Raw genomic sequence first — 15,158 nt, 5'->3', positions numbered from 1 at the left:
GGTGGCCGATGTTGTCGTCATGCCTGTCCCCCGCTGATGTCGGCGACGAGGTTGTCACCGACCATCCACCCCCCGCCTTCGAGAGTCATACCGCAGCGTTGAGCCGCGACCTCGAACAGACCGATGTCGGGCTTACGGATGCCTTCCAGCCCTGAGAGCGCGTAAGCGTCAACGGCCTCGGCCAGTCCCGTCCGCTGGATCTTGCCGAGCTGGTTGTCCGCGGTGCCGTTGGTGACGATCGCCACCTTCCAGCCCGACGCGCGGAGCCGAGACAACCCGTCCATCACCTCGGGTCGACAGTGAACGAGGTACGGCATGTGTTGGCGGTAGCGATTCCACAACTCGTCGACCGGCTCGGGCAAGGTGAAGCGGTCACGGACCTTGGTGAAGAAAACCTCGCGGTGCGGGTAGCCGGCTCGATCCAGAGCGATCAGCCAATCAATCGCCTCACGGTCTAAGTCGTGTTCCTCGGCGAACTTTCCCGCCCATACCTGAAACGCCTCATCCAAGTTGACGAGCGTGTTGTCCAGGTCGAAGAGCGCGAGCCTCTGTCAGGTCTCATGATCTGCGTGACAGATCGTGCTCAGGACGTGTGTGACACTTCGCCGAGTGCTGGCGGAGTTGAGTGTGGTCGAGCAGCGGTATCGGGTCGTGCCGGCGGTGTTGGCCGGCGGTTCGGTGACCGAGGTCGCGCCCGGAGTGCCGGCGCGGGGCCACGAAGGCAGCGACGAGGGCGCGTGGGTGGCCGGGCGATCGACGATCACGGTGCAGCGCCGCACCAGTTCCTGCGGGGTGATCGTGGTCGCCCGCCAGAGCGTCTCGCTCGGTCGCCTGCGTGCCGGCCAGGTCGTCACCGTGCACGTCAGTGACAGCGCGCTCACCATCGACCTGGACGAAGGCCCGCGCACGGTGCATCGCACCACCGACCTACCGGCCTCCGGGGAGGATCGGACCGGGTTTTGGCGCCAGGAACGCGATCTTGACGATGATTCGGTGACGGCAGGCACTTGCCCTGGTTGAGGGCCATGGCCGACTCGGCCACGGGCCCGCGCTGCAGAAGTATGCTAACGTGCGTTACTATAACGATCGTTAACCTACTTGGAGGGGGAGCAGTGCTGGATCAACTGGGACGGGCGCTCGCCGCGGAGGACGCCACTGCCGTGTCCGTGGTGCTGGCCGAGGACGTCACCTTGCGGGTCGCGGTACACGACGAGCCGATCGAGGGGGTCGGTGCCGCGTCTCACGTCATCGGGGCTGTGCTCGACGGGGTGCTGCACGACATCGAGGTGTCGGCGACCATCGCCGGCGTCGGCGACACCTCGGTTCTGATGTTCAGCGCCCAGGTCGCGGGCCACCCCGGCCGGGCCGACGGGCTGCTCGTCGCCCGCCAGGACCGGGACGAGCGGATCTCGGATCTCACGGTATTCGTCCGGCCGCTCGCGGCGTTGCAAGCGCTGGCCGACGAGATGGGGCGGCGGCTGGGCGTGCCGCGCCCAGGGGGTGTCGTCTGATGGCCACCCCATCGCTGCGCAACTGGATCCCGGCCGCGATCCTGTCCTCGCCGCTGCACCCGGTGATGAGCCGGAGGAGTCTCCTGCTGAGCTTCACCGGGCGCCGCAGCGGCGTCCGCTACGCCACCCCCGTCAACTACCTCCAACGTGACCGCGAGCTGCTGATCACCACGAAGGGGGGGTGGTGGCGCAACTTCGACGGTGGGGCGCCGGTGGAGCTGCGGCTGCGGGGCCGCCGGGTCGCGGCGACGGCCGAGGCGGTGCGCGAGCCCGCTGTTGTGGCCGAGGCGCTCACCGCACTCGTGCGTGACCACCGCGCGTACGGGCGCTGGGCGCGGGTCCGGGTCGGCGCGGACGGCACCCCGGACACCGCGGACGTACACGCGGCTATCACGAGCGGCCGGGTTCTGATCCGCGTGCTGCTGGACGACGAGGCCGTCACCCCATGACCGCAACGCACCGCAGGCGCCGTGGCACCGGGCACGAGCTGCGTGAAGTGGTGGTCCGGGTGGCCGCCGACCTGCTGGCGCAGCTCGGCGACGCCGACGCGCTCACCATGCGGGCCGTCGCCGCCGCCGCAGGCGTCACCGCACCCTCGGTGTACCGGCACTTCCCGGACAAGGAGGCGTTGCTGCGTGTTGTCATCGCCGAGCGGTTCGCCGAGTTCACCGAGCAGCTCGAAAGCGCCGCCGTGTCCGCCGCCGGCGACCCCGTCGCGCGGCTCGAGGCGATCGCCAGGGCGTACGTCCGGAGCGGTCTGGAGCAGCCGGGGCATTACCGGGTGCTGTTCAGCGCCATGAACGCGGGCCCGGCCGGGCTGGGGCTCGAACCCGGCGCTGCGCATCCCGGCGCGGCCTCCTACAAGGTACTGGTCGACGCGGTCAGCGCGTGCCTGTCGCCCGCCCGCCACGGTGCGGCTTTCGTGCTGGCCACAGAGTTGTGGGCTTCCCTGCACGGCGCCATCGACCTGCGCATCACCAAACCCGACATGCCCTGGCCCGAGCCCGATGCGCTGATCGAGACGGCGTTGACCGCCGTGCGGGCCGCGTCGTCGCCCGGGCCCCTACCCGCGGAGTCGCCGTGAACCTGCTCGTCTTCGTCACGCTGGCCGTCACCGGTTTCGTCGCCTGTTCCGAGTTCGGCTCCTATGCCTTCGTCCATCCTGTGCTGCGCCACCTGCCCGGCACCGAACGCATCGCCGTCGAGAAGGGCCTGCTCAAGACGTTCGGGCGGGTCATGCCGGTCGGGATGACGCTGTGCGTGGTGCTCGCGGTGGCCGTCGCGATCGAGGGCAGCGGGCCCGGGTGGCTCGCCTGGTCCGCGGTGGTCGCGTTCGCCGTCGCGGTGGGGTTCACCGTCGCCGTCAACGTCCCGATCAACATCGCCACCGGACGCTGGGATCCGGCGAACCCGCCCGCCGGATGGGAACGGACCCGCCGCCGCTGGGAGTTCTTCCAGGGCGTGCGCTCCTGGCTGCTGCTGATCGGTTTCGTCCTGGTCTGCGCGGCAGGCACCGCCTGATCAGCGCGCGGCGGCTGCCAGCACCACAGCCCGTTGTCCCGACATGTGGCAATTCAGAGCATGCGCTCGTCCCTACCACGTCAAACGTGAATACGGAGTCAGTCATGCACTTCTCTCGAATCACCGGCATCGCCGCCCTCGGCTTCGCCATCACGATCGTCCTCGCCAACGCGATCATGGTGCCCGCCGGTCTGCCGCTCACCGGTGCCGAGATCGGCGAGGTCACCGCGTTCTTCGGCACCGAGGGCGAGGTCGTCGCCGTCGCGTCCGCGCTCACTCCCTCCGCCTGGCTACTGGCCACCTTGTTCGGCGCGGGCGCGGTCTCCGCGCTACGGCGCTTCGAACGCGGCCGGGGCGAAGCGTGGTCACTGTTCGGTTTCACCGGCCTGGCACTGCAGAACGCCACCTTCGCCGCGGTCATCGCGATTCGCCTCGTGCTCACGTCGACGGCCGCGCGCGACAGCGCCACAGCCGGGGGACTGTGGGCCCTGCACGACGCGCTGTTCACCCTCAACGGCACCTTCCTGGCACTCGCCCTCATCGGCCTGTCCGTCGCCGGCCTGCGCGCCGGTCTCATCCGGCCGTGGCACGGCACCCTGGGGCTGTCATCGGCCACGCTGCTGTTCGGCTCGGCCACCCTCACCCCCCTGGTCATCGACCACACCGGCCCCCTCGGTCTCCTTGGCCTCGTCGGCTGGCTGATGTGGGTTGCCTGGATCATCGCGTACGGCATCACCCTGATCCGCCTGAACCCGGCCTCGTTGTCGCACGAGGTGAGCTGACCAGTCGTGGAGGGCCCTCCACGACAGAGCCTGAGGGGCCAGGAGGACAGGGCAATCATCAATACCCGTGGATCGAACGAGCCCGACCATTGGTCTCGCTGAGCGAATCCGGGGAGCACGACGTTCAGAGGGTGCCGAGCATCCGTACGGTGCCCCACTGCACCGCTCACCCCAGCTTCGTCGCCGGGCGACGCTTAGGTCCGCAACGTCAAAGCTGCCCGGCCCCGCAAGGCCTCCCATGTTTTCTAGATCACCCGTTGTCCATGTCCTGGGACGGATCCGTCAGGCATCTCATGGGACTAGACAGTAGGCGAACTCCGATGGCCTTGAACGCATAGTGGCTCACGATGGCCTCACCCAGCACTTCACAGGTTGTCGCTGAACGGGCCGCCGTGGTCGCGGGTCAAACCGGCGAACACCAGGGCTACCTCGATCTCGCCGATACGCCGTGGACCCAGGCCCCAGATCTGATCGAGCTGGCCTGTGCGTAACAGCATGATCACGTCCGCGACCGTGTCGGGACGGTCGAACGGAGCTCCGCCTGCTTGCGTGAGCGGGTTGTAGGCCCTGGCGGACAGCACGGGCTTGAGGCACTCGATCGAGCAGGCCGGTGTGATCGCGTGAGGGGTACGGGTCATCGCCGCGGTTGAGGTCTGGTCAGAGGGCGGCGTGACTGGAAGCGCTCGACGCGGGTGGCGAGTTCCTCGGCGGTGTCGGCGGTGAGTGTGGTCGTACGGCCCTGAAGAGCGAACCACCGGTACGCGAAGGGGTTGTAGAGGAACGCCCAGGCGGGGAATCGCTCGCGGAGAGCGCGTAGCGCCGGGGGCGTGGTGCTGGGGGCGCGGTGCTCATGGAGCGGGCGGGGGTCGCTCGACCCAGACCGTTCGGCCGGCGGCGTCGCCCTTGACTCCCCATGCGCTGGTGAGAGCGGTCACGAGGTAGAGCCCTCGTCCGCCTTCGCGGTTGGGGGTGGGGAGGCCGAACGCGGCGGGGCCGCCCTGGTCGGCGATCTCTATGTAGGCGGTGCCGTCGGGGTGGCGCTTGACGGTCACGGTGAAGAGTCCGCTCGGCTGTCCCATGCGGGTGTGCTCGACGGCGTTGGTCGCCAGTTCGCTGGCGATGAGTTCGGCTTCCGGGTGGTCGGGGAGGTGAGCCTTCACGAAGCGGCGGGCCGCTCGCACCTGTTCCTTCTTTCCCAGGAAGGTGCGGTGCCATCTTCCGGCGCCTTCACAGCTGTCTGAGGGTGGGGTCATCGTCGGCTCACCTCGCGATCAAGCAGGTCAGGGGCAACTCACCATATGACTGATACTTAAAGTACGAGTACAGTACTTATAGTGCAAGCTACTTGGAGTACTTGCACCGCACAATAAGTACTGATCTCGTAGAGGCTCCGACGAAGGAGGACACCCATGTTCGGTCTGATGGTCCGATTCACCTGCAAGGACGAGGCAACCGCCGAGGCGTTCGATCAGCTGGTCGGGGAGACCATCGAGAAGATCCGCGACGGTGAGCCGGGAACGCTGGTGTACGCATCACACCGGGTCGACGGGCAGCCGCTCCAGCGGATCTTCTACGAGCTCTACCGGGACCGCGCGGCCTTCGACACCCACGAGGAGCAGGAGCACACCCGGCGGTTCCTGGCTGCCCGGGAAGCACTGCTGGCCTCGACCGAGGTCGACTGGCTGACCCTCCAGACCGGTAAGGGAACGGCGGGGTGAGCACCGAGTACCAGAGAGCCCTGGGGCGGCGCATCGCCCAGGAACGCAAGCGGCGCGGCCTGTCACAGCCGGAGCTGGCGCGACTGGTCGATCGGTCGGTGGCGTGGATCTCGCAGGTGGAGCGCGGGGTTCGCAAGGTCGATCGCATGTCGGTCCTGGAGAAGGTCTCCGAGGCCCTCGACATCCCGCTGTCGGAGCTGGCCGCAGAGGCGCCCGTGGTCGCCGCCTCCGCTGAGGAGATCCCGGGGACGGCCGGTCTGCGCCTGGTGCTGTCGGGAGCTCACTCCCTGCGCGCCATGCTGCACTCGGCACCCGTCCCAGCCACGTCGGAGATCAAGCCGCGTGTCGATCGAGCCTGGGAGCTGACACACGAGAGCCGGTATGTGGAGCTGGCCGACCTGCTGCGCGGCCTGATACCCGCGCTGGAGACCGCCGCTCGATCGGCTCCCGAGGAGCGGCGGGCGGAGCTGTTCGAGCTGCTCGCGGTGACCTATCAGGCGTGCTCGGCGGCGCTCGCCAAGCTCGGCGAGCCCGAGGCCGCGTGGATCGCCGCCGATCGGGCGATCGTCGCCGCGGAGCGGGCGGGTAACCCGCTGATGATGGCGGCCGGCGCTTTCCAGCTCGGCTTCGTCTTCCTGGGCGCGCGTCACTTCGACCAGGCGGAGGAGACGGCCCGCACAGCCGCCGAGGCTCTGTGGTTCATGGTCGACGAGGACAAGCCCGAGGCCATGTCGCTGTGGGGTGGACTTACCCTGCAGCGGGCCGTGGCCGCTTCCCGGCTGAACGAGGCGGACACCGCGTACCAGCACCTGGCGCGGGCTCGTGAGGTCGCGGAGCGGCTGAAAGAGGGGCGCAACGACTACAACACCGAGTTCGGGCCGGCCAACGTCGCGCTGCACGAGGTGGCGGTGGCGGTCGAGCTGGGAGACGCCGGTCACGCGCTTCGGGTCGGGACGGCGGTCGACACCTCGCCGCTTTCGAGTGAGCGGCGCGCTCGGCTCCAGATAGACCTCGCTCGCGCGCACGCCCAGCGCCGCCAGGTCGAAGAGGCCGTATCCGCACTGCTGGAGGCCGAGGCCATCACACCGGAGCAGATACGGAACCACCGAATCACCTACCAACTTGTGTCCGATTTGCTGACCATGCAGGACCCACCCTCGTCTGAGCTGCGGGAACTTGCGGACCGAGTTGGAGTGTAGAAAAAGTACGTGCACTCTTCTGGAGGGGTTACAGGAACGCCTGGGACATCCGTTCCGGGCGTTCACTGTTGCATGAGCCGGGCCCTTACGTCCTCTGGGAGGAGGGGAAGGTAGTCATATCCAAGATCATCCAACTCTGTGCGCACCCATTGAGCCCCATGATCATCAGGCTCAAGCTTCCGCAAGTGGAATCTCAGACTCTCAACCGCTCGCCGCTCTCGCTCCCGATCACTTCCCGGCCTGAAGTCGCCCGGAAGGTTGTGGCAGATGTCGGCGATCATCCTTATGCGGTCGATGCGGCTGAGCGGGCTACTGAACTCCTCACCATCCTGCAACTCCCGGCGCACGATGTGCGTCGTGGCGCGTATCTCGATGAACCCTCGGCCCATCAGATAGCGCACCGCGGTCTGAGCCGACGGATGCGCCTGCCGACGTCGTAGGAGCCGCCAGCCCATTACTCGCTCCCTCAATGAAAAGCGCGCTGTCGTCAAGCACAACAAAAAGCGCCCCGGCCATAAGTGGCTCGGGGCGTTTGTGCTGCTCAGTTGCTGTGGTCAGGGGCGGGGTCGAACCGCCGACCTTCCGCTTTTCAGGCGGACGCTCGTACCGACTGAGCTACCTGACCTCGGTGGTGGATCGAACACCTACCAGAGCGGTCCTGACGGGACTTGAACCCGCGACCTCCACCTTGACAGGGTGGCGAGCACTCCAAACTGCTCTACAGGACCTTGCTTCCGGGGCTTTTGTCCCGGTCTTTCTTGCCTTGCTTAGCCTACCAGTTTTCCGGAGGTCTTCGACCTGCCGTTTCCCTGGCGAGCCTTCGCTCGGCCGTGCCCCCAACGGGATTCGAACCCGTGTCGCCGCCTTGAAAGGGCGGTGTCCTAGGCCACTAGACGATGGGGGCTCGAGACTCTCATCTCGTTCCGTCGCCGTCTTCCGCTGGAGACCTCTGAAGCATAGGGGACTTTTGCCCCCGATGCCAAAGCGGTTTGCGGCCTACGGCGTCGGTGTGACGGTGATCGACCCCGTTGGAGACGGGGCGATCGTCGGCACAGGAGAAATTGTACGGCCAGGGTCGGTCTCAACGTGACGCTGGATCTGAACCGACTGCTCACCGAGCCCTCCCAGGGTGATGTCGTCCCAGGCCCGCAGGCGATGCGTGTTGGCGTCGAAGTACAGAACGGAGGCCGCGACGGGGGTGGGTTCGTCGTGTTCGAGGGCCCGCAGACCCGCTCCGCCCGTGGATCCCTGGACCAGGAGGCGGGTGCCCGAGGGCAGCAACTCGGTGGATCTCTCGTGGGAGTGACCGGTGAGGACCATCGGGACCGCGCCGGAGAACCCCTTGGCGATCGTCGGGTCGTGGACGGCGACCAGATCGACCTGCTTGGGCAGCTTCGCCAGCTCGGCGGCGCGCGAGCGGCCGAGGGCGCCGAGCGATTCGAGGTTGGAGTCGACGGGGACGGACTTGTCCGGGGTGAACCGGGGGTCGCCCATGCCGTAGATGCGCAGTCCCGCCACGGTCTTGGTCTCGTTGTCGAGGACGACCGCGCCCTTCTGCCTGGCCACGGCCCGCTGGGTGGTCATGGAGTCGTGGTTGCCCCTGACGAAGACGTACGGGACGCCGAAGGTGCCGATCTCCTCGGTGAACCTGTCCTCGGGTCCGGTGCCATGGTCGGTCAGGTCGCCGGTGTCGATGATCGCGTCGATCTTGAACTGGGTGGTGACCGAGCGGATGAGGTTCCAGGCGATGGGGCTGAGATGGATGTCGGAGACGTGCAGCACCCGGATGGAGGTGGGGTCGGCGTCGTAGACCGGCAGGGCGGAGACGACGTCGTAGAGCTGGGAGACGTTGTTGACGAGCTTGGCGAGCTGGACCCGGTAGGACTCGAACCTGGTCACGATCGACTCGGCGTCGCCGACGAGGGACGGCGCGCCGGCCAGCAGGCCGGTGTACTTGGGCTCCACCACGGAGTCGGGCCGGAAGGTCAGGGCGATGGCGGCGCCCGTACCGGCGATCGCGAGGGTGATGCCCATCAGGCCCGCCAGGGCCGGTCCCGGCCGGCGGAAGACGATCAGGGACGTGATCAGGGCACCCACCAGGCCGCAGAGCGCGGCGCGCAGGATCAGCGTCCTGACTCCGGTGCCCAGTTCCTCCTCCAGGAGCGCGGGGAGCCGGTCGGCGGAGAATCGCGGGTCGTCCAGGAATCCGCGGGCCCGGTCGGGGTTGATGTTCTCCAGGGTCACGCGGAGGCTGACCGGGGCGTCGTGGGTGTCGAACAGAAGTGTGCCGAAAGGGTGAGCGTCCACGACGGTCTCCCCCGCCCACGAGGGCTCCGCCGACATGCCGAGCTCCACCGGGCCGACGTTGGCCCGTACGGCCCCGCCAAGCATGATGCCGAGCCACGCGCCGGCCAGGGCGACGGCGGCGACGACCAGGCCACGGGCGATTCGCCCGGTGGCGACACGACGGGCTCCCTGGGTCCAATCAGCGAATTTCATGCGCCTCCATCTCTACCCGGGATCACGGGGCAGAATGACGGGTGTGATCGAGATCTCGCGGGAGAAGTTCGAAGAGCTCGTGGCCGAAGCTCTGGACACCATTCCCCCCGAGCTGACGAAAGTCATGGACAACGTGGTGCTCGTCGTCGTCGACGATCCCCCCGAACCGGATCTTCTAGGTCTCTACACGGGTATCCCGCTCACCGAGCGGGGCGAGTGGTACGCAGGAGTGCTACCCGACCGGATCGAGATCTACCGCAACCCGATCTGCTCCATCTGCGAGACCGAGGAGCAGGTCGTCGAAGAGGTGCAGATAACCGTCGTCCATGAGATCGCCCACCATTTCGGCATCGATGATGACCGGTTGCACGAGCTGGGCTGGTAAGTAACCCCGCACGGCATGTCAAAGACCTCCTTTCCGGAATGTCGCCGCTTATCATTACAGTTTGCATGCGCTTGATTGCTTTCGGTTGCGCAGCGGCCCTGCAGCAGGCACCGTAGGTTACACAGTGAACACCCACAGTCAGTGTGCCTGCGAGCTCAGCGGAGTCCTATGGCGGCGACCAAGTCCGGCCGACTACCCGGGCGGCATCGCCGTCCGGCGGAACGCCAAGCGACCTACGGCGAGGTCATCGCCATCAGGGAGTTCCGCGCGCTCTGGCTCGGCCAGGGGCTTTCCCTCCTCGGCGACCAGCTCTCACGGGTGGCGCTGTCCGTCCTGGTCTTCGAACGGACGGACTCGCCCCTGGCGACGGCGTCGGTCTATGCCCTGACCTACCTGCCGCCGATCATCGGCGGACCGCTTCTCGCGGGGCTCGCCGACCGCCACGCCCGCCGGCGCATCATGATCGCCTGCGACCTGCTCCGGGCCCTCCTGGTCGCGCTCATGGCGATTCCCGGGGTCTCGTTCGCCGCACTGTGCGTGCTGGTCTTCTGCGTCGTGCTGCTCAGCGCGCCGTTCTCCGCGGCGCGGGCGGCCCTGCTGCCGGAGTTGCTGGAGGGCGACCGCTACGTGGCGGGTTCCGCCCTGCAGAACATGACCAACCAGGGCGCGCAGATGCTGGGCTTCGCCATCGGAGGCTTCCTGATCATGGGAATGGGGCCGTACCGCGCGCTGGCGCTGGACGCGGCCACCTTCCTGGCCTCCGCGCTCATCATCGTCTCGGGGGTACGGCGGCGTCCCGCCCCCATCCCCGCCGACGAGAACCGGCCGTCGATGTGGACCATGACCCGCGCCGGCGCCAGGCTTGTCTTCGGCGACCCCCGGCTGCGCACGCTGGTGCTCTTCGCCTGGCTCTGTGGCTTCTACGTGCTGCCCGAGGGGATCGCGACCCCGTACGCCGACGAGCTGACCGGGAATCCCCAGGAGCTCTCACTGGTCACCGGCCTGCTGATGGGCGCCATGCCCACCGGCACCGTCGTCGGCGCGTTCCTGTACAGCCGCTACGTCAGCCCATCGAACCGGCTGCGGTCGATGGGCTGGATGGCGATGCTGACCTGCGCGCCGCTGATCCTGTGCGCCGCGCAGCCACCGCTTCCTGTGGTGCTGCTGCTGTGGTTCGTCTCCGGCCTGGGCGGGGCCTACCAGCTCGCGGCCAACGCCGCCTTCGTGCAGTGCGTCCCCGCCGAGCAGCGGGGACAGGCCTTCGGCCTGGTCCAGTCGGGCCTGCTGGCCTCCCAGGGCATCGGCATCCTGATCGGCGGGGCCGCGGCCGACCGGCTGGGCCCCGAGACGGTGGTCGCACTGGCCGGCGCGACCGGTCTTGCCCTGGCGGCCGCGCTGGCCGTGCTCTGGAGGGGTTCCCGCAGGGAGATCATCGAGAGGGTTCGCGCGGAGGCGACCTCCTGACTCACACCTGGGGGCGGGTGTCGTCGTCCTGCCGCGGCGCCGTGCCGTACGGGGTCTGGGGAGCGACGGGCGGGGCGGGCGGGAAGGTGGTCTCGTGGGTGGGGTACTCCGGAGCCGGCTGGTGCGGCGCGCGGTGCTGGTCGGCGACCTTGTTGGTGGCCTTGGCCCAGCCCTGCTCGGCCTTGGCCCTGGCGTCCACCCAGATCGGGTTGTCCTTGTTTTTGTCGATCACGTCCTGCAGGACCGACCTGTCCTTGTTCTCGTCGGGCAGGAGCACCCAGCCGATCGCGTAGACCGCCACACCGAGGCCACCGAAGAAGGTGGCGATGGCGAGGGCGGCGCGGATGATGTTGGGGTCCACCCCGATGTAGCGTCCGAGACCGGAGGCCACACCCGCGATGATGCGCCCGTCTCTGGTCCGCTGGAGCTTCTTGACGCCGGCGAAGTCGTTTTCGTTCATATCCTCAGACTGCCCGAGAGGGGACCTTCCTCACATCGGGATTCCCCCTGGCACGACCCTGACATACACCCCGCCCCTGTCCGAACACGACCCTGACCCACGTCCCCACCGCACCGGTAATACCCTGACAGGGCCGAAGAGAGAGGGAATCTCATGGACGATCTCCTGCGCATCGACGACACGCTCTCCGAGGAGCAGCGCCTCATCCGCGACACCGTGCGGGACCTCGTCGCGGACCGGATCCTTCCCCACGTCGGCGACTGGTTCGAGAAGGCCGTCTTCCCCGCCCGCGAGCTCGCCCCGGCACTCGGCTCGCTCGGTGTGCTGGGCATGCACCTGGAGGGGTACGGCTGCGCGGGCCTCGACTCCGTCTCGTACGGCGTGGCCTGCCGCGAGCTGGAGGCGGGAGACTCCGGGCTGCGGTCGTTCGTGTCCGTGCAGGGCTCGCTCGCGATGTTCCCGATCTGGAAGTACGGCTCCGCGGAGCAGAAGGACGAGTGGCTCCCCCGGATGGCCGCGGGCGAGGCGATCGGCTGCTTCGGGCTGACCGAGCCCGACCAGGGCTCCGACCCGGCGGGCATGCGCACCCACGCCAAGCAGGACCCCTCGGGCGACTGGATCCTCAACGGCTCCAAGATGTGGATCACCAACGGCTCCATCGCCGACGTCGCCGTGGTCTGGGCGCAGACCGAGGACGGCGTCCGCGGCTTCGTGGTGCCCACGGACACCCCGGGCTTCACCGCCCCGGAGATCCACCGGAAGATGTCCCTGCGGGCCTCGGTGACCTCGTCGCTGTACTTCGACGACGTCCGGCTGCCCGCCTCCGCCGTACTGCCCGAGGTGCGCGGCCTGAAGGGCCCGCTGTCGTGCCTGTCGGAGGCCCGTTTCGGCATCGTGTGGGGTGTGGTGGGCGCCGCCCGCGCCTGCCTGGAGTCGGCCGTCGACTACTCCACCTCCCGCGTCCAGTTCGGCAGGCCCATCGGCGGCTTCCAGCTCACCCAGGAGAAACTCGCCTGGATGTACGTCGGTCTGGGACAGTCGCAGCTCACCGCCCTCCACCTGGGCCGCCTCAAGGACGCGGGAACCCTCACCCCGCGCCAGATCAGCTTCGGCAAGCTCGCCAACGTCCGCGCCGCCCTGGACATCGCCCGCCAGGCACGCTCCGTCCTGGGCGGCAACGGCATCACGCTGGAGTATCCGGTGATCCGGCACATGAACAACCTGGAGAGCGTCCTGACGTACGAGGGGACCGAGGAGATCCACACGCTCGTGCTCGGCGAGGCCCTGACCGGCATCCCCGCCTACCGCTGATCTCCCGCCTACCGGCGGCGAGGGTGCCGCTGGGGCAGCCCGGAGGGACGCCATTCGGGGGCGCGGGCGGCCCTGTCGAGCTCCTCCTCCCAGGAGACGCCCGTACGCAGGTAGAAGCGGAGCAGCTCGGCGCCGGCGCGGGCGTCGGCCAGCGCGGCGTGCGCGCCGAGGAGCGGGATGCCGGCGCGCTCGCAGCACGCGGCGAGCGTCCATCTGCCGTCGGGGAGGAAGGCGGGCGCCAGCCGCTGCGTGCACAGGGTCTCGGTCACCCACTCGCTGCCGGGGAGGCTCCGCAGGAAGCGCAGGTCGAAGGAGGCGTTGTGGGCCACCAGGACCCGGCCGGCGACCCGCCGCCAGATGTCGTCCAGCAGTTCCTCGATCACCGGAGCGCCCTGGACCATCGCGCTGGTGATGCCGTGGACGTGGACGGCCCCGGTGCCGCGCCGGGGGTCGACCAGCGAGTGCCACTCGTCGATGATCTCGCCCCGCGCGTCCAGCGAGACGAGCGCGATCTCGCAGATCCGGTCGCCCCTCGACGGGGAGAAACCTGTGGTCTCCACGTCGACCACGACATACCCTGGGCGCGTGGAGACGGGAGAGGTGAAGGCGGGCTCAAGCCCCGAGCTCGTCATGCCTGTCACTCTAGGAGCCGTTCCCTCCCCCCACCGGCCGTTCCGCAAACAGATGACCATGAATGGGCCTGGCGACGGACGTTAGTGGACACTATCCTCGGTACGCTGTCACCTGCGGGGCGTTAGCTCAATGGTTAGAGCTGCGGACTTTTAATCCGTAGGTTCTGGGTTCGAGTCCCAGGCGCCCTACCCAAACGACCTGGGCAGACTCCCCATTTCCTGTTCGGGAAGTCTGCCCAGGGTTGCAATAAGGGTTGCAACGGTCGCCCTCAGGTTGCCGTCAGTCGTCCCACAGCGCCCGTCCCGTCCGGCCCGCCGCCTCGATCGCCAGCGTCTCCGTGATGTGGGTGTACCGCTTGGTCGTGGTGAGCTGGGAGTGTCCGAGGACCGCCTGAATTACCCGGATGTCCACGCCTTGTTCGAGCAGGAGCGTTGCGGCCATGTGGCGCGCGCCGTGAACGCGGGCATCCTTGTCGATCTCGGCGAGCTGCAGCAGCTGCTTCCAGTCGTCCCAGTCGTCCCCGGCATCGATCGGGTTTCCGTCCGGCGTGCACCAGACGAGATCCCACTCTTGCCACCTGTCCCCCGCCGCTTCCCGTTCGAGCCTCTGAGCCTCCTTGTGGAGCTTGAGGAGAGCGATCAGTGGTTGAGGCAGCGCCAGCAGATGATGGCGGAGGCCAGAATCATGAAGGCTTCGTGGATGTCGTCGCGGATCTCCCAGCGGATGCGTAACCGGCGAAACCAGTGCAGCAGGGCGAGCGTCTGCTCCACCACCCACCAATGCACACCCAGGCCTGAGCCGTGCGCAGCGCCTCGGCGGGCAATGATCGGCTCGATTCTCTTCTCCCGCAGCTGACGGCGGTAGCGGTCGTGATCATAGGCGCGGTCGGCATACACCGTTTTAGGACGGCGACGGGGCTTGCCGACCTTGCCGCGGACCGGCGGGATCGCCTCGATCAGAGGCATGAGCTGCAGAATGTCGTTGCGGTTGCCGCCGCCGAGGCTGACCGCCAGCAGGATGCCGTTCCCGTCGGTGATCACATGGTGTTTCGAGCCGGTCTTGCCTCGATCGACCGGGATCGGGCCGGTTTTGGGCCGCCCTTGAGTGCTCGTACATGAGAGCTGTCGACCACCGCCTTGGACCAATCCAGCCGGTCAGCGGCATGCAACTCGGCCAGCAGCAGCTCATGGAGCTGGTTCCAAACGCCGACCTGGTGCCAATCGCGCAGTCGTCTCCAGCAGGTCATCCCCGAGCCGAACCCCAGTTCCTGGGGCAGGAACTCCCATGGGATCGCGGTGTAGAGCACGAACAAGATCCCGCACAGTGCTTTGCGGTCATCGATCCGCTTGCGCCCGGGGTTGCGGTAGCGGCGTTCGATCGTCGGAAGCAACGGCTCGATGCGTTGCCAGAGCCCATCGGGCACGATCCATGGTGGCTGCTCGCCCTTCCTCACATCCGGTTCAACGACCGATCATGTTTCCGGACTCGGCCGACCTCATTCTGTTAGGAGTTCTTATGGGTATCAAGCGGCGGCGCGCCGCGCCGCCGCACCCGGCCCTCTGCCGCCCGCCGACCGGGCGTGCGGAGTGGGCGCCGATCCCGTCCGGCGGCGACCCGGGCCGTAGCCGTACCGCGCGCCCGCCATACCCAGCTAACGCGCCGACCACCGACCCGC

The 15,158-nt window shown here is 68.0% G+C and carries 19 protein-coding genes, 4 tRNA genes and 1 pseudogene; 13 read left to right on the top strand and 11 right to left on the bottom strand.

The window, feature by feature from the left end:
- Positions 1 to 17: 17 nt before the first annotated feature.
- Positions 18 to 536: pseudogene (locus AB0F88_RS37510) on the bottom strand (HAD family hydrolase); the annotation flags it as partial.
- Positions 537 to 609: 73 nt separating this feature from the next.
- Here AB0F88_RS37510 and AB0F88_RS37505 point away from each other — a divergent pair.
- From AB0F88_RS37505 to AB0F88_RS37480, 6 genes are all read left to right on the top strand, one after another.
- Positions 610 to 1,020 carry a hypothetical protein gene (locus AB0F88_RS37505; RefSeq protein ID WP_362695583.1) on the top strand — a complete coding sequence of 137 codons (411 nt, stop codon included), beginning with the start codon at positions 610 to 612 and terminating at the stop codon, positions 1,018 to 1,020.
- A gap of 92 nt (positions 1,021 to 1,112) precedes the next feature.
- A complete protein-coding gene (locus AB0F88_RS37500) occupies positions 1,113 to 1,511 on the top strand; it encodes a hypothetical protein (RefSeq protein WP_362695582.1) in 399 nt (132 codons plus the stop codon).
- Positions 1,511 to 1,960: a nitroreductase/quinone reductase family protein gene (locus tag AB0F88_RS37495; RefSeq protein WP_362695580.1), complete on the top strand. Its 450-nt coding sequence runs from the start codon at positions 1,511 to 1,513 to the stop codon at positions 1,958 to 1,960. Before AB0F88_RS37500 ends, AB0F88_RS37495 begins: the two co-directional genes overlap by 1 nt.
- Positions 1,957 to 2,595, top strand: coding sequence for a TetR/AcrR family transcriptional regulator (locus AB0F88_RS37490; RefSeq protein WP_362695578.1), 639 nt, complete (start codon positions 1,957 to 1,959; stop codon positions 2,593 to 2,595). The genes AB0F88_RS37495 and AB0F88_RS37490 overlap by 4 nt, the downstream gene beginning before the upstream one ends.
- Positions 2,592 to 3,032: a DUF1772 domain-containing protein gene (locus tag AB0F88_RS37485; protein WP_362695576.1), complete on the top strand. Its 441-nt coding sequence runs from the start codon at positions 2,592 to 2,594 to the stop codon at positions 3,030 to 3,032. The genes AB0F88_RS37490 and AB0F88_RS37485 overlap by 4 nt, the downstream gene beginning before the upstream one ends.
- Before the next feature lie 104 nt (positions 3,033 to 3,136).
- Positions 3,137 to 3,814, top strand: coding sequence for a hypothetical protein (locus AB0F88_RS37480; protein WP_362695575.1), 678 nt, complete (start codon positions 3,137 to 3,139; stop codon positions 3,812 to 3,814).
- Between the two features lie 365 nt (positions 3,815 to 4,179).
- On the opposite strand, the gene AB0F88_RS37475 is transcribed toward AB0F88_RS37480, so the two are convergent.
- Together AB0F88_RS37475 and AB0F88_RS37470 are read right to left on the bottom strand one after the other, a co-directional pair.
- Positions 4,180 to 4,452, bottom strand: coding sequence for a hypothetical protein (locus AB0F88_RS37475; protein WP_362695574.1), 273 nt, complete (start codon positions 4,450 to 4,452; stop codon positions 4,180 to 4,182).
- A gap of 210 nt (positions 4,453 to 4,662) precedes the next feature.
- Positions 4,663 to 5,067: an ATP-binding protein gene (locus tag AB0F88_RS37470; protein ID WP_362695573.1), complete on the bottom strand. Its 405-nt coding sequence runs from the start codon at positions 5,065 to 5,067 to the stop codon at positions 4,663 to 4,665.
- Between the two features lie 156 nt (positions 5,068 to 5,223).
- Between AB0F88_RS37470 and AB0F88_RS37465 the strand changes: the two genes are divergently transcribed.
- The 3 genes from AB0F88_RS37465 to AB0F88_RS37455 all read left to right on the top strand — a co-directional run bounded on the left by AB0F88_RS37465 (position 5,224) and on the right by AB0F88_RS37455 (position 7,171).
- Positions 5,224 to 5,532, top strand: a complete 309-nt coding sequence (locus AB0F88_RS37465; RefSeq protein ID WP_344920040.1) for an antibiotic biosynthesis monooxygenase — start codon at positions 5,224 to 5,226, stop codon at positions 5,530 to 5,532.
- Positions 5,529 to 6,731 carry a helix-turn-helix domain-containing protein gene (locus AB0F88_RS37460; RefSeq protein WP_362695570.1) on the top strand — a complete coding sequence of 401 codons (1,203 nt, stop codon included), beginning with the start codon at positions 5,529 to 5,531 and terminating at the stop codon, positions 6,729 to 6,731. The genes AB0F88_RS37465 and AB0F88_RS37460 overlap by 4 nt, the downstream gene beginning before the upstream one ends.
- 158 nt (positions 6,732 to 6,889) lie before the next feature.
- Positions 6,890 to 7,171, top strand: coding sequence for a hypothetical protein (locus AB0F88_RS37455; RefSeq protein ID WP_362695568.1), 282 nt, complete (start codon positions 6,890 to 6,892; stop codon positions 7,169 to 7,171).
- Positions 7,172 to 7,282: 111 nt separating this feature from the next.
- Here the strand turns inward: AB0F88_RS37455 and AB0F88_RS37450 are convergent.
- The 4 genes from AB0F88_RS37450 to AB0F88_RS37435 form a co-directional block, all read right to left on the bottom strand.
- A tRNA-Phe gene (locus tag AB0F88_RS37450) sits at positions 7,283 to 7,356 on the bottom strand.
- Between the two features lie 28 nt (positions 7,357 to 7,384).
- Positions 7,385 to 7,459: transfer RNA gene (locus AB0F88_RS37445), tRNA-Asp, on the bottom strand.
- 103 nt (positions 7,460 to 7,562) lie between these two features.
- Positions 7,563 to 7,635: transfer RNA gene (locus tag AB0F88_RS37440), tRNA-Glu, on the bottom strand.
- Between the two features lie 92 nt (positions 7,636 to 7,727).
- Complete coding sequence (locus tag AB0F88_RS37435; protein ID WP_362695566.1) at positions 7,728 to 9,230, bottom strand: metallophosphoesterase; 1,503 nt, start codon at positions 9,228 to 9,230, stop codon at positions 7,728 to 7,730.
- 34 nt (positions 9,231 to 9,264) lie between these two features.
- Here AB0F88_RS37435 and AB0F88_RS37430 point away from each other — a divergent pair, with 34 nt between their 5' ends.
- Together AB0F88_RS37430 and AB0F88_RS37425 are read left to right on the top strand one after the other, a co-directional pair.
- The gene (locus tag AB0F88_RS37430) at positions 9,265 to 9,615 is read left to right on the top strand and encodes a metallopeptidase family protein (protein WP_362695564.1); all 351 of its coding nucleotides are present in this window, start codon (positions 9,265 to 9,267) and stop codon (positions 9,613 to 9,615) included.
- A 168-nt stretch (positions 9,616 to 9,783) separates the two neighbouring features.
- A complete protein-coding gene (locus AB0F88_RS37425) occupies positions 9,784 to 11,079 on the top strand; it encodes an MFS transporter (RefSeq protein ID WP_362695562.1) in 1,296 nt (431 codons plus the stop codon).
- Position 11,080: 1 nt separating this feature from the next.
- Here AB0F88_RS37425 and AB0F88_RS37420 read toward each other — a convergent pair whose 3' ends face one another.
- Positions 11,081 to 11,539, bottom strand: a complete 459-nt coding sequence (locus AB0F88_RS37420) for a PspC domain-containing protein (RefSeq protein WP_362695560.1) — start codon at positions 11,537 to 11,539, stop codon at positions 11,081 to 11,083.
- A 153-nt stretch (positions 11,540 to 11,692) separates the two neighbouring features.
- Between AB0F88_RS37420 and AB0F88_RS37415 the strand changes: the two genes are divergently transcribed.
- Positions 11,693 to 12,850 carry an acyl-CoA dehydrogenase family protein gene (locus AB0F88_RS37415; RefSeq protein ID WP_362695558.1) on the top strand — a complete coding sequence of 386 codons (1,158 nt, stop codon included), beginning with the start codon at positions 11,693 to 11,695 and terminating at the stop codon, positions 12,848 to 12,850.
- Between the two features lie 8 nt (positions 12,851 to 12,858).
- On the opposite strand, the gene AB0F88_RS37410 is transcribed toward AB0F88_RS37415, so the two are convergent.
- On the bottom strand, positions 12,859 to 13,482 hold the full coding sequence (locus tag AB0F88_RS37410) for a 3'-5' exonuclease (RefSeq protein WP_362695556.1): 624 nt from the start codon (positions 13,480 to 13,482) through the stop codon (positions 12,859 to 12,861).
- A 116-nt stretch (positions 13,483 to 13,598) separates the two neighbouring features.
- On the opposite strand from AB0F88_RS37410, the gene AB0F88_RS37405 reads away from it, so the two are divergent.
- Positions 13,599 to 13,671: transfer RNA gene (locus AB0F88_RS37405), tRNA-Lys, on the top strand.
- A 91-nt stretch (positions 13,672 to 13,762) separates the two neighbouring features.
- On the opposite strand, the gene AB0F88_RS37400 is transcribed toward AB0F88_RS37405, so the two are convergent.
- Both AB0F88_RS37400 and AB0F88_RS37395 read right to left on the bottom strand, forming a co-directional pair.
- The gene (locus AB0F88_RS37400) at positions 13,763 to 14,122 is read right to left on the bottom strand and encodes a tyrosine-type recombinase/integrase (RefSeq protein ID WP_362695768.1); all 360 of its coding nucleotides are present in this window, start codon (positions 14,120 to 14,122) and stop codon (positions 13,763 to 13,765) included.
- Positions 14,122 to 14,909, bottom strand: a protein-coding gene (locus tag AB0F88_RS37395) for an IS5 family transposase (protein ID WP_362695766.1) whose coding sequence is annotated in 2 segments (ribosomal slippage) — positions 14,122 to 14,576 and positions 14,576 to 14,909 — 789 coding nt in all. Because the reading frame shifts where the segments join, the coding sequence is not laid out codon by codon here. The genes AB0F88_RS37400 and AB0F88_RS37395 overlap by 1 nt, the downstream gene beginning before the upstream one ends.
- Between the last annotated feature and the right edge of the window lie 249 nt (positions 14,910 to 15,158).

It is taken from the genome of Streptosporangium sp. NPDC023963 (assembly GCF_040639135.1).
Lineage (GTDB): Bacteria > Actinomycetota > Actinomycetes > Streptosporangiales > Streptosporangiaceae > Streptosporangium.
The sequence above is the reverse complement of the archived record's forward strand: the minus strand, read 5'-3'. Positions and strand labels throughout refer to the sequence as shown.

What these genes read in the sequence shown, in the direction of transcription:
- AB0F88_RS37495 (WP_362695580.1), top strand. Translation starts at nt 1,511, where the DNA reads ATGGCCACCCCATCGCTGCGCAACTGGATCCCGGCCGCGATCCTGTCC.
- AB0F88_RS37490 (WP_362695578.1), top strand. Translation starts at nt 1,957, where the DNA reads ATGACCGCAACGCACCGCAGGCGCCGTGGCACCGGGCACGAGCTGCGT.
- AB0F88_RS37480 (WP_362695575.1), top strand. Translation starts at nt 3,137, where the DNA reads ATGCACTTCTCTCGAATCACCGGCATCGCCGCCCTCGGCTTCGCCATC.
- AB0F88_RS37475 (WP_362695574.1), bottom strand. Translation starts at nt 4,452, where the DNA reads ATGACCCGTACCCCTCACGCGATCACACCGGCCTGCTCGATCGAGTGC.
- AB0F88_RS37470 (WP_362695573.1), bottom strand. Translation starts at nt 5,067, where the DNA reads ATGACCCCACCCTCAGACAGCTGTGAAGGCGCCGGAAGATGGCACCGC.
- AB0F88_RS37465 (WP_344920040.1), top strand. Translation starts at nt 5,224, where the DNA reads ATGTTCGGTCTGATGGTCCGATTCACCTGCAAGGACGAGGCAACCGCC.
- AB0F88_RS37455 (WP_362695568.1), top strand. Translation starts at nt 6,890, where the DNA reads ATGATCATCAGGCTCAAGCTTCCGCAAGTGGAATCTCAGACTCTCAAC.
- AB0F88_RS37435 (WP_362695566.1), bottom strand. Translation starts at nt 9,230, where the DNA reads ATGAAATTCGCTGATTGGACCCAGGGAGCCCGTCGTGTCGCCACCGGG.
- AB0F88_RS37430 (WP_362695564.1), top strand. Translation starts at nt 9,265, where the DNA reads ATGACGGGTGTGATCGAGATCTCGCGGGAGAAGTTCGAAGAGCTCGTG.
- AB0F88_RS37425 (WP_362695562.1), top strand. Translation starts at nt 9,784, where the DNA reads ATGGCGGCGACCAAGTCCGGCCGACTACCCGGGCGGCATCGCCGTCCG.
- AB0F88_RS37420 (WP_362695560.1), bottom strand. Translation starts at nt 11,539, where the DNA reads ATGAACGAAAACGACTTCGCCGGCGTCAAGAAGCTCCAGCGGACCAGA.
- AB0F88_RS37415 (WP_362695558.1), top strand. Translation starts at nt 11,693, where the DNA reads ATGGACGATCTCCTGCGCATCGACGACACGCTCTCCGAGGAGCAGCGC.
- AB0F88_RS37410 (WP_362695556.1), bottom strand. Translation starts at nt 13,482, where the DNA reads ATGACGAGCTCGGGGCTTGAGCCCGCCTTCACCTCTCCCGTCTCCACG.